This is a genomic window from Pseudomonas sp. BF-R-24, from assembly GCF_019947335.1.
GTDB lineage: Bacteria > Pseudomonadota > Gammaproteobacteria > Pseudomonadales > Pseudomonadaceae > Aquipseudomonas > Aquipseudomonas jessenii.
Genome location: NZ_JAGYGG010000035.1, coordinates 49,233 through 61,295 on the forward strand (window position 1 = coordinate 49,233; position 12,063 = coordinate 61,295).

Consider the following 12,063-nt stretch of genomic DNA (forward strand, 5'->3'; position numbering starts at 1 on the left):
CTACCCGCACGGAACAAGGAATAACCCTTTGAAGCTGGAACTCAAGAACAGCTTGTCGGTGAAGTTGCTCCGGGTCGTACTCCTCTCGGCATTGATCGTCGGCGTGGTCTTGAGCTGCGCGCAGATTGTGTTCGATGCCTATAAAACACGTCAGGCCGTCGCCAGCGATGCCGAACGCATCCTCGACATGTTTCGCGACCCCTCGACCCAGGCCGTCTACAGCCTGGACCGGGAAATGGGCATGCAGGTGATCGAAGGCCTGTTTCAGGACGCCGCCGTGCGCAAGGCCTCCATCGGCCACCCCAACGAAGCCATGCTCGCGCAAAAAACCCGCGAATTGCAGCACTCCCACAGCCGCTGGCTGACCGACCTGATTCTTGGCAAGGAACGCACCTTTACCACCCAACTGGTCGGTCGCGGGCCCTACAGTGAGTATTACGGCGACCTGAGCATCACCCTCGATACCGCCACCTACGGCCAAGGGTTCATTGTCAGCTCGGTGATCATCTTCATTTCCGGCGTCCTGCGCGCGCTCGCCATGGGGCTGGTGTTGTACCTGGTCTACCACTGGCTGCTGACCAAGCCGCTGTCGCGGATCATCGAGCACCTCACGGAAATCAATCCGGATCGTCCCAGCGAACACAAGATTCCGCTGCTCAAGGGCCACGAGAACAACGAACTGGGCATCTGGATCAACACCGCCAACCAGTTGCTCGAATCCATCGAACGCAATACCCATCTGCGCCACGAAGCGGAAAACAGCCTGGTGCGCATGTCCCAGTACGATTTCCTGACGGGGCTGCCGAACCGGCAGCAATTGCAGCAGCAACTGGACAAGATCCTTATCGACGCCGGCAAATTGCAGCGCCGGGTCGCGGTGTTGTGTGTCGGCCTCGATGACTTCAAGGGCATCAACGAGCAGTTCAGCTACCAGACCGGCGACCAATTGTTGCTGGCCCTGGCCGATCGCCTGCGCGGTCATAGCGGTCGCCTGGGCGCCCTCGCCCGCCTCGGCGGCGACCAGTTCGCCCTGGTCCAGGCCGATATCGAGCAGCCCTACGAAGCCGCCGAGCTGGCGCAAAGCATTCTCGATGACCTGGAAGCGGCGTTTGCCCTCGACCATCAGGAGATCCGCCTGCGCGCCACCATCGGCATCACCCTGTTCCCCGAGGACGGCAACAGCACCGAGAAGTTGCTGCAAAAGGCCGAGCAGACCATGACGCTGGCCAAGACCCGTTCGCGCAACCGCTATCAGTTCTATATCGCCAGCGTCGATACCGAAATGCGTCGCCGCCGCGAACTGGAAAAAGACCTGCGCGATGCGCTGATCCGCAATCAGTTCTACCTCGTCTATCAACCGCAGATCAGCTACCGCGACAACCGCGTGGTGGGCGTCGAGGCCCTGATTCGCTGGCAACACCCCGAGCACGGTATGGTGCCGCCGGACCTGTTCATCCCGCTGGCCGAACAGAACGGCACCATCATCGCCATCGGCGAATGGGTGCTGGACCAGGCCTGCAAACAACTACGCGAGTGGCATGACCAGGGCTTCTCCGACCTGCGCATGGCAGTGAACCTGTCTACGGTTCAATTGCACCACGCCGAACTGCCACGAGTGGTCAACAACCTGCTGCAGATGTACCGCCTGCCACCGCGCAGCCTGGAGCTGGAAGTCACCGAAACCGGCCTGATGGAAGACATCAGCACCGCCGCCCAGCACTTGCTCAGCCTGCGCCGCTCCGGCGCGCTGATCGCCATCGACGATTTCGGAACCGGCTATTCGTCCTTGAGCTATCTCAAGAGCCTGCCTCTGGACAAGATCAAGATCGACAAGAGCTTCGTCCAGGACCTGCTCGATGACGACGACGATGCGACCATCGTTCGCGCCATCATCCAGCTGGGCAAAAGCCTGGGCATGCAGGTGATTGCCGAGGGCGTGGAAACCGCCGAGCAAGAGGCCTACATCATTTCCGAAGGCTGCCACGAAGGTCAGGGCTATCACTACAGCAAACCGTTGCCGGCACGAGAGCTGGGCGTTTACCTCAAGCAGGCCCAACGCAGCAATGCGGCTATTTTGTAACCCCCCCTGTAGGAGCGAGCATGCTCGCGATGATCGTGAACGATGACGCGGGCAGCCTGAAAAAACGCGTCGCCTTGAAGTGCTTCGCGAGCAAGCTCGCTCCTACAAGGCCGTGCGCCACGCCACGTGAATAAGAAATATTTACAGGTACAACCCTTTACACATAATGCGAAAGATTTGCATTATGTCGCAGTTTTGCGTGTGCATAGCACGACTCCACCCCTATCGAAGCAGGATGTTCGCCATGATTCGTATGCCTCTGGCTACCGCCAGTCTGTTGGCCATCGCTATTTCCCTCGCCGGTTGCGGCGAAGGTAAAGACCAAGAAAAAGCTGCCGCGCCTGCCGCCAGCACTGCGGCTGCCCCGGTTGCTCCAGCCACTGCGCCTGCCGCTGCCGGTAAAGTCGACGAAGCTGCCGCCAAAGCCGTTGTCGCCCATTACGCCGACATCGTTTTCGCCGTTTACAGCGATGCCGAATCCACCGCGAAGACCCTGCAAACCGCCGTAGACGCCTTCCTCGCCAAGCCGAACGCCGACACCCTCAAAGCCGCCAAGGCTGCCTGGGTTGCCGCTCGCGTGCCTTACCTGCAGAGCGAAGTGTTCCGTTTCGGCAACACCATCGTTGACGATTGGGAAGGTCAGCTGAACTCTTGGCCGCTGGACGAAGGCCTGATCGACTACGTCGACAAATCCTACGAACACGCCCTGGGCAACCCGGGTGCCACTGCCAACATCATCGCCAACACTCAAGTGCAGATCGGCGAAGACAAGGTCGATGTCAAAGACATCACCCCGGAAAAACTCGCCAGCCTGAACGAGCTGGGCGGTTCCGAGGCCAACGTCGCCACCGGCTACCACGCCATCGAATTCCTGCTCTGGGGCCAGGACCTGAACGGCACCGGCCCTGGCGCCGGCAACCGTCCGGCTTCGGACTACCTGGAAGGCAAAGGCGCTACCGGCGGTCACAATGATCGTCGTCGTGCCTACCTGAAGTCCGTGACCCAGCTGCTGGTCAGCGATCTGGAAGAAATGGTCGGTAACTGGAAGCCGAACGTGGCCGACAACTACCGCGCCACCCTGGAAGCAGAACCGGCTGAAACCGGCCTGCGCAAAATGCTGTTCGGCATGGGCAGCCTGTCCCTGGGCGAACTGGCGGGCGAGCGCATGAAGGTTTCCCTGGAAGCCAACTCCCCGGAAGACGAACAGGATTGCTTCAGCGACAACACCCACAACTCGCACTTCTACGATGCCAAGGGCATTCGTAACGTGTACCTGGGTGAATACACTCGCGTCGATGGCACCAAAATGACCGGCGCCAGCCTGTCGTCCCTGGTGGCCAAAGCCGACCCGGCTGCCGACACCGCGCTCAAAGACGACCTGGCCGCCACTGAAGCCAAGCTTCAGGTCATGGTCGACCACGCCAACAAGGGCGAGCACTACGACCAGTTGATCGCTGCCGGCAACACCGCAGGCAACCAGATCGTCCGTGACGCTATCGCGTCCCTGGTCAAGCAGACCGGTTCGATCGAAGCCGCCGCTGGCAAACTGGGTATCGCCGACCTGAACCCGGACAACGCTGATCACGAATTCTGATCAACGCTGGCTGAGTGAAAAAGGCGACCTTCGGGTCGCCTTTTTTGTTGGCCGGAACACTGACCACTGTAGGAGCGAGCTTGCTCGCGATGAATTTGAAGGCAACGCATTTTTCCAGTCAGCACGCGTCACCGTTCACGTCCATCGCGAGCAAGCTCGCTCCTACACAGGGGATCGTGGTTTGCAGATAGACTCTTGCCTCACATCAAGCAAACGATAATTCCTCTTATTCAAATTCCCATCCCCTGTTAGACTTTGCGCCCTTGTTTTGCTCGTCTTGCAGGATGTCTGATGCCCCCGCTGCCTCTTCGCTTGTCCGCACTGTTTCTGGCCCTGGGCCTGAGTGCCTGCGATGACGCCCCGAAATTCACCCGGGCCGAACCCGGTGAAGCCCGCTCCGGCGGCAGTGCGACGGTGCGCAAGACCGATCAGAACGCGTTTTCCATGCCCTCGGCGAACCTGCCGCCATCACGGCGTGTGGATTTCAGTGTCGGCAACAGCTTCTTCCGCAGCCCTTGGGTGATCGCCCCGTCGACGACGACCGCTCGCGATGGTCTCGGTCCACTGTTCAACACCAATGCCTGCCAGGGCTGCCACATCAAGGACGGCCGCGGCCATCCGCCGACGCCCGACGATGTGAACGCGGTGTCGATGCTGGTACGCCTGTCGATTCCCGACGCCCCGGCGTATGCCAAGGTCATCGAACAGCTCGGCGTGGTGCCGGAGCCCGTCTACGGCGGCCAGTTCCAGGACATGTCCGTACCCGGCGTGGCCCCCGAAGGCAAAGTGCGGGTCGATTACACCCCCGTGCCGGTTCGCTTCAAGGACGGCACCGAAGTCGAGCTGCGCAAACCGAGCCTGAACATCACCCAGCTGGGTTACGGCCCGATGCACCCCGACACCCGTTTCTCGGCCCGTGTGGCGCCACCGATGATTGGCCTGGGTCTGCTCGAAGCGATCCCCGAGGAGGCGATCCTGGCCAACGCCGAGGCACAGGCCAAGGCGAACAAAGGCATCAGCGGGCGACCGAACCGGGTCTGGGATGACGCTCTGCAAAAGACCGTTCCGGGACGCTTTGGCTGGAAAGCCGGACAACCGAACCTCAATCAACAGAATGTCCACGCGTTTTCGGGAGATATGGGGCTCACAACCAGCCTTAGACCCCTTGATGACTGCACGGACGCGCAAACGGCCTGCAAACAGGCACCCAGTGGCAACGGCCCCGATGGCGAGCCGGAAGTCAGCGACAACATCCTGCGCCTGGTGCTGTTCTACAGCCGCAACCTTGCCGTACCGGCCCGCCGTGACGTCAACGCCCCTGAAGTGCTGGCCGGCAAGACCCTGTTTTATCAGGCCGGGTGCCAGTCCTGTCACACACCGAAATACACCACCGTCGCCAACGCCGCCGAACCTGAACTGGCCAATCAAGTGATTCGCCCGTACAGCGATCTGCTGCTGCATGACATGGGCGACGGCCTGGCCGACAACCGTAGCGAATTCCAGGCCAGCGGCCGCGAATGGCGCACCCCGCCGTTATGGGGCATCGGCCTGACACAGGCGGTCAGCGGCCACACCCAGTTCCTGCACGACGGCCGCGCCCGCAACCTGCTCGAAGCCGTGCTCTGGCATGGCGGCGAGGCGACTGCGGCGCAACAACAGGTTTTGTCTTTCAATGCCGAGCAACGCGCCGCGTTGCTGGCGTTCCTGAATTCCCTTTAACACGCATTCCACTCGCGGGAGCCCGACATGTTCCGTCCCAAACTGTTGTTCACCAGCCTTGCCGCCCTCGCCCTGGGCGCCTGCTCGCCCCAGGACCCGCAAGCGGTCACGTCGGCGGCCATTGCCAAGTCGGTGATCCTGCCGACCTACACCCGCTGGGTTGAGGCCGATCGTCAATTGGCGGTCAGCGCCCTCGCCTACTGCGAAGGCAAGGAAACCCTGGAAACAGCCCGTGCCGACTTCCTGCATGCGCAAAAAGCCTGGGCCGAGCTGCAACCGCTGCTGATCGGGCCTTTGGCCGAAGGCAACCGTTCGTGGCAAGTGCAGTTCTGGCCGGACAAGAAAAACCTGGTCGGCCGTCAGGTCGAGCAACTGGTCACCGCCCAGCCGCAAATCGATGCCGCCGCCCTGGCCAAGTCCAGCGTCGTGGTACAGGGGCTCTCGGCCTACGAATACATTCTGTTCGACAGCAAGCCCGACGTGGCCAACGCTGAGCAGAAGAGCAAATACTGCCCGCTGCTGATCGCCATCGGCGAACGCCAGAAGCAATTGGCCGAAGAAATTCTGCAAACCTGGAACAACACCGACGGCATGCTCGCGCAAATGAGCAAGTTCCCGAACCAGCGCTACGCGGACTCCCATGAGGCGATCGCCGATCTACTGCGCGTGCAGGTCACCGCCATCGACACCCTGAAGAAAAAGCTCGGCACGCCGATGGGCCGCCAGAGCAAGGGCGTGCCGCAACCGTTCCAGGCCGATGCATGGCGCAGCCAGGCGTCCCTGACCAGCCTCGAAGCCAGCCTCGCGGCCGCCAGGACCGTCTGGGAAGGTGTGGATAACAAAGGCCTGCGCGGCCTGTTGCCGAGCGAGCAGAAGCCGTTGGCCGACAAGATCGATGCAGCCTATGCCGCCTCGCTGAAACTGTTCGCCGGCAACCAGCGCTCGCTGACCGACATGCTCAATGACGAGGCCGGCCGCCAGCAACTCAACGAGCTGTATGACAGCCTCAACGTCGTCCATCGCCTGCACGAGGCCGATCTGGCCAAGGCACTGGGCATCCAGCTGGGCTTCAACGCCAACGACGGTGACTGATGAGGGCCGGTTCCATGCTGCGACGCCAGGTTCTGACATTAGGTAGTTTGCTGCTGGGTGCAGTGACGCTGGGCGGCTGGAAGCTGTTCAAGCAAAAGGACAGGAGTCCGTTGTTGCTTTCGGCACGGGACGATACCGACGGCCAGCATTACGCCGTCGGTTATCGGCTCGATGGCACCCAAGTGTTCGCCACCCGGGTCGGCCAGCGTTGCCACGACATCATCAACCACCCGACACAGCCGATTGCACTGTTCGTCGCTCGCCGTCCGGGCACCGAGAGCTACCTGATCGACCTGCGCGACGGCGCGCTCCTGCAAATCGTGGTGTCACAGCCGAACCGGCACTTCTACGGGCACGCGGTCATTCACCACAGCGGCGACTGGCTGTACGCCACGGAAAACGACACCTCCGATCCGGGGCGCGGCCTGCTCGGCGTGTATAAGTTCGAAGGCGAACGGCTGGTGCACAGCGGTGAGATTTCCACCCACGGCCTCGGTCCGCATCAGGTGTCGTGGATGCCCGATGGCGAAACCCTGGTGGTGGCCAACGGCGGGATTCGCACCGAGGCCGAAAGCCGGGTGGAGATGAACCTCAACGCCATGGAACCGAGCCTGGTCCTGATGCACCGCGACGGCACCCTGCTGAGCAAGGAAACCCTCGCCCAGCAGATGAACAGCGTGCGTCATCTGGCCATCGCCAGCGACGGCACCATCGTCGCCAGCCAGCAGTTCATGGGGGCGGCCCACGAGTCGTCGGAGTTGCTGGCGATCAAGCGCCCCGGTCAGCCCTTCGTCGCGTTCCCGGTACCCGAGCACCAGTTGCAGGCCATGGGACACTACACCGCCAGCGTCGCAATACACAGCGACTTGCGCCTGGTGGCGTTGACCGCACCGCGGGGCAACCGCTTTTTCATCTGGGACCTGGACAGCGGTGAAGTACGCCTGGACGCGCCACTGCCCGATTGCGCCGGGGTCGGTGCCGTGGCCGATGGTTTTGTCGTGACCTCGGGACAGGGGCGCTGCCGCTACTACGATTGCCGCCAGACAAACCTCGTTGCAAAACCGCTGGAGCTACCCGCAGGGCTCTGGGACAACCATCTGCATCTGATGGCCTGAATCATTGAAAAGATCGCCGACCTGGGCCGCACCTGCATCGGGATGACGTACACCCCGCAGGCGAGAACCGAGACGGCGAATCTTTTCAGGCTTTCCCCCCTCTAATACCTCACAACCTGTAAAAACGGCAGTTGGATTTACCCTCTACACTCGCGGTAATGTTCCCCGCTGTCTCACCTGATTTTCTCCAAGGAACTGGAATATGCTGCGTCGCCGCATGCTGATCATGTTGGGTGTGGTTCTATTGATTGTGCTGGCCCTGGCTGCGTACAAAGCCTTCTCGATCTATACGATGGTTCAAGGCTTCTCTGTGCCCAGACCGGCCGTCAGCGTTGCCGTGGCCACCGCCACCGAGCGCCCATGGCAAGCCCGCCTGCCTACCGTTGGCACGCTCAAGGCATTGCAGGGGGTGGACCTGAGCCTGGAGACCGATGGCACCGTCATCGATCTCCAGTTCGAGTCGGGGCAGAAGGTCAAGGCCGGCCAACCACTCCTGCGCCTCGACAGCGCCGTTGAAAGTGCCCTGCTGGAAACTGCTCTGGCCGACCTCGGGCTGGCACAGCTTGATTACGGTCGCGGTAGCCAACTGGTCGGCAGCCAGGCCATTTCCAAAGGCGAATTCGACCGACTTTCGGCGGTGCTGAAAAAGAGCAAGGCCACGGTCAATCAACTCAAGGCTGCGCTCGGCAAAAAAAGCATCATCGCGCCGTTCAGCGGCACCATTGGCATTCGTCAGGTGGACGTTGGCGACTACATGGCCAGTGGCACCATGATCGCCACCCTGCAAGACCTCAGTAGCTTGTATGTCGACTTTTTTGTGCCCGAGCAGTCGGTGCCGAAGATTGCGCTCGGCCAGCCAGTGCAGGTCATTGTCGCGGCGTATCCGACCGTGGAGTACCCCGGCACCATCAGTGCAATCAACCCTAAAGTCGAGAACAGCACCCGTAACGTGCAGGTCCGCGCCACCCTGGCCAACCCCGACGGCAAGTTGATGCCAGGCATGTTCGCCAGCCTCCAGGTGCTCCTGCCCGACCCGCAGCCACGCATCGTGGTGCCGGAAAGCGCGATTACCTACACGCTCTACGGCAACTCGGTGTATGTGGCCGTACCAAAGAAAGCCGAGGATGGCAGCCTGGTAAAGGACGACAAGGGCCAACCGGTGCTGATCGCCGAACGGCGGTTTGTCGAGACCGGCGAACGCCGCGATGGGCAAGTGATGATCACCAAAGGCGTGCAGAGCGGCGAGAAAGTGGTGACCGCCGGCCAGCTCAAACTGGATAACGGCTCACGCATTGCCATCAGCGACGACAAGACCCTGGCCGGGCAGAACAGCCAGCCACGCGCGGACTGATCAAGGAATTCCCATGGCTTTTACCGACCCGTTCATCCGCCGTCCGGTTCTCGCTACCGTGGTCAGCCTGTTGATCGTGCTGCTGGGCTTCCAGGCCTGGAGCAAGCTGCCGCTACGCCAGTACCCGCAAATGGAAAACGCCCTGATCACGGTGACCACCGCCTACCCCGGAGCCAACGCCGAGACCATCCAGGGCTACATCACCCAACCGATGCAGCAAAGCCTGGCCAGCGCCGAGGGCATCGACTACATGACCTCGGTCAGTCGCCAGAACTTCTCGGTGATCTCGATCTACGCGCGCGTCGGCGCCAATAGCGACCGTCTGTTTACCGAACTGCTGGCCAAGGCCAACGAGGTCAAGAACCAGCTGCCCCAGGACGCTGAAGACCCGGTGCTGAGCAAAGAGTCTGCCGATGCGTCAGTGCTGATGTACATCAGCTACTTCAGCAAGGAGTTGAGCAACCCGCAGATTACCGACTACCTGTCACGGGTGATCCAGCCCAAGCTGGCGACCTTGCCCGGCATGGCCGAAGCCGAGATCCTCGGTAACCAGGTATTTGCCATGCGCCTGTGGCTGGACCCGATGAAGCTGGCGGGTTTCGGCCTCAGTGCCAGCGATGTGACCAACGCGGTGCGCCAGTACAACTTCCTCTCTGCCGCCGGCGAGGTGAAGGGCGAATACGTGGTCACCAGCATCAACGCCAATACCGAACTCAAGTCCGCCGAAGCCTTCGGGACGATTCCGCTCAAGGTCGATGGCGACAGCCGAGTGTTGCTGCGGGATGTGGCGCGCGTGGAAATGGGTGCGGAGAACTACGACTCCATCAGCTCGTTCGGTGGCACCCCGTCGGTGTACATCGGCATCAAGGCGACGCCCGGTGCCAACCCGCTGGAAGTGATCAAGGAAGTGCGCAAGATCATGCCGGACCTGGAGGCCCAGCTACCGCCGAACCTCAAGGGTGAAATCGCCTACGACGCCACCCTGTTCATCCAGGCCTCGATCGACGAAGTGGTGAAGACCCTGTTCGAAGCGGTGCTGATCGTGATCGTGGTGGTGTTCCTGTTCCTCGGTGCCCTGCGCTCGGTGGTGATCCCGGTGGTGACCATCCCGCTGTCGATGATCGGCGTCATGTTCTTCATGCAGATGATGGGGTACTCGATCAACCTGCTCACCCTGCTGGCGATGGTATTGGCCATCGGCCTGGTGGTGGACGATGCCATCGTGGTGGTGGAAAACATTCACCGTCACATCGAGGAAGGCAAGACACCGCTCGAGGCCGCCATTGAAGGCGCCCGGGAAATCGCCATGCCGGTGGTTTCAATGACTATCACCCTGGCGGCGGTGTACGCACCGATCGGTTTCCTGACTGGCCTGACCGGGGCGCTGTTCAAGGAGTTCGCCCTGACCCTGGCCGGCGCGGTGGTGATTTCCGGTATCGTCGCCCTGACCCTGTCGCCGATGATGTGTGCGTTTCTGCTGCGTCACGACGAGAACCCCAGCGGCCTGGCCCATCGCCTGGACATGATTTTCGAACGCCTCAAGCGCCGCTACCAGAGCCTGCTTCACGGCACCCTCAACACCCGGCCGGTGGTGCTGGTGTTCGCCGTGATCGTGCTGTGCCTGATTCCGGTCCTTCTCAACTTCACCAAATCGGAACTGGCGCCGGATGAGGACCAGGGCATCATTTTCATGATCGCCAATGCCCCGCAACCGACCAACCTCGACTACCTGAACACCTACACCGACGAGTTCGTCTCGATCTTCAAGGCATTTCCCGAGTACTACTCGTCGTTCCAGATCAACGGTTTCAACGGCGTGCAATCGGGCATCGGCGGTTTCCTGCTCAAGCCATGGGACGATCGCAGTCGAACGCAAATGGCGATCCTGCCCGAGGTGCAAGCCAAACTGGAAAAGATCCCGGGGCTGCAGATCTTCGGCTTCAACCTGCCGTCGCTGCCGGGCACCGGCGAAGGCGTGCCGTTCCAGTTCGTCATCAACTCCGCCAACGATTACGAATTGCTGCTGCAGGTGGTCGACCGGGTAAAAAAACGTGCGAAGGAATCCGGCAAGTTTGCGTTTGTCCACGTTGACCTGGCCTTCGACAAGCCGGAAGTGGTGGTGGATATCGACCGCGCCAAGGCTGCGCAGATGGGGGTTTCCATGCAGGACCTGGGGGGGACCCTGGCGACCCTGCTGGGTGAAGGCGAGATCAACCGATTCACCATTGAAGGTCGCAGCTACAAGGTCATTGCCCAGGTCGAGCGGCCGTTCCGTGACAATCCGGACTGGCTGAACAATTACTACGTGAAAAACACCAAGGGTGAACTGTTGGCGTTGTCGACCCTGATCACCGTCACCGACCGTGCCCGACCGAGACAGCTGAACCAGTTCCAGCAACTCAACTCGGCCATCCTGTCCGGCGTGCCGCTGGTGAGCATGGGGGAAGCCATCGACCTCGTGCGCCAGATCGCCCGGGAAGAGGCACCCGCCGGTTTTGCCTTCGACTACGCCGGCGCATCGAGGCAGTACGTTCAGGAAGGCAGTGCCCTGTGGGTCACCTTTGCCTTGGCACTGGCGATCATTTTCCTGGTGCTGGCGGCCCAGTTCGAAAGCTTCCGTGACCCGTTGGTGATCCTGGTCACCGTGCCCCTGTCTATCTGTGGTGCATTGATTCCGCTGTTCCTGGGCTGGTCGAGCATGAACATCTATACCCAGGTCGGGCTGGTGACCTTGATCGGGCTGATCAGTAAACACGGCATTCTGATCGTCGAGTTCGCCAACCAGTTACGCAAGGACAAGGGCCTGAGCGCACGGGAAGCGGTGGAGGAAGCGGCGGCCATCCGGCTGCGTCCGGTCTTGATGACCACGGCGGCAATGGTGTTCGGCATGGTGCCATTGATCATCGCCAGCGGTGCTGGCGCGGTCAGCCGGTTCGACATCGGAACGGTCATCGCGACCGGTATGTCGATCGGTACGTTGTTCACCCTGTTTGTGTTGCCCTGCGTCTACACCTTGCTGGCCAAGCCGGATAAACCCTGATGCAGAAAAACCTGTGGGAGCGGGCTTGCTCGCGAAGGCGTCATTCCAGTCAACCTCAATGTCGACTGACAG

Annotated in this window: 7 protein-coding genes; all 7 read left to right on the top strand. The window is 61.2% G+C overall.

The window, feature by feature from the left end; all coding sequences use genetic code 11:
• Positions 1-28 precede the first annotated feature (28 nt).
• The 7 genes from KGA98_RS22830 (at position 29) to KGA98_RS22860 (ending at position 11,991) form a co-directional block, all read left to right on the top strand.
• Entirely contained in the window at positions 29-2,080 is a 2,052-nt protein-coding gene (locus tag KGA98_RS22830; protein ID WP_057713458.1) for a putative bifunctional diguanylate cyclase/phosphodiesterase, read from the top strand.
• Between the two features lie 244 nt (positions 2,081-2,324).
• On the top strand, positions 2,325-3,674 hold the full coding sequence (locus KGA98_RS22835; RefSeq protein ID WP_223503969.1) for an imelysin family protein: 1,350 nt from the start codon (positions 2,325-2,327) through the stop codon (positions 3,672-3,674).
• 291 nt (positions 3,675-3,965) lie between these two features.
• A complete protein-coding gene (locus tag KGA98_RS22840; protein ID WP_223503971.1) occupies positions 3,966-5,393 on the top strand; it encodes a di-heme oxidoredictase family protein in 1,428 nt (475 codons plus the stop codon).
• A 27-nt stretch (positions 5,394-5,420) separates the two neighbouring features.
• Positions 5,421-6,485 (top strand): imelysin family protein, encoded by a 1,065-nt coding sequence (locus tag KGA98_RS22845; protein WP_057713455.1) that lies wholly within the window; start codon positions 5,421-5,423, stop codon positions 6,483-6,485.
• A 14-nt stretch (positions 6,486-6,499) separates the two neighbouring features.
• Positions 6,500-7,600 carry a DUF1513 domain-containing protein gene (locus KGA98_RS22850; RefSeq protein ID WP_223503973.1) on the top strand — a complete coding sequence of 367 codons (1,101 nt, stop codon included), beginning with the start codon at positions 6,500-6,502 and terminating at the stop codon, positions 7,598-7,600.
• A 202-nt stretch (positions 7,601-7,802) separates the two neighbouring features.
• On the top strand, positions 7,803-8,951 hold the full coding sequence (locus tag KGA98_RS22855; protein ID WP_090457521.1) for an efflux RND transporter periplasmic adaptor subunit: 1,149 nt from the start codon (positions 7,803-7,805) through the stop codon (positions 8,949-8,951).
• A 13-nt stretch (positions 8,952-8,964) separates the two neighbouring features.
• Positions 8,965-11,991 (top strand): multidrug efflux RND transporter permease subunit, encoded by a 3,027-nt coding sequence (locus tag KGA98_RS22860; RefSeq protein WP_223503975.1) that lies wholly within the window; start codon positions 8,965-8,967, stop codon positions 11,989-11,991.
• Positions 11,992-12,063 lie beyond the last annotated feature (72 nt).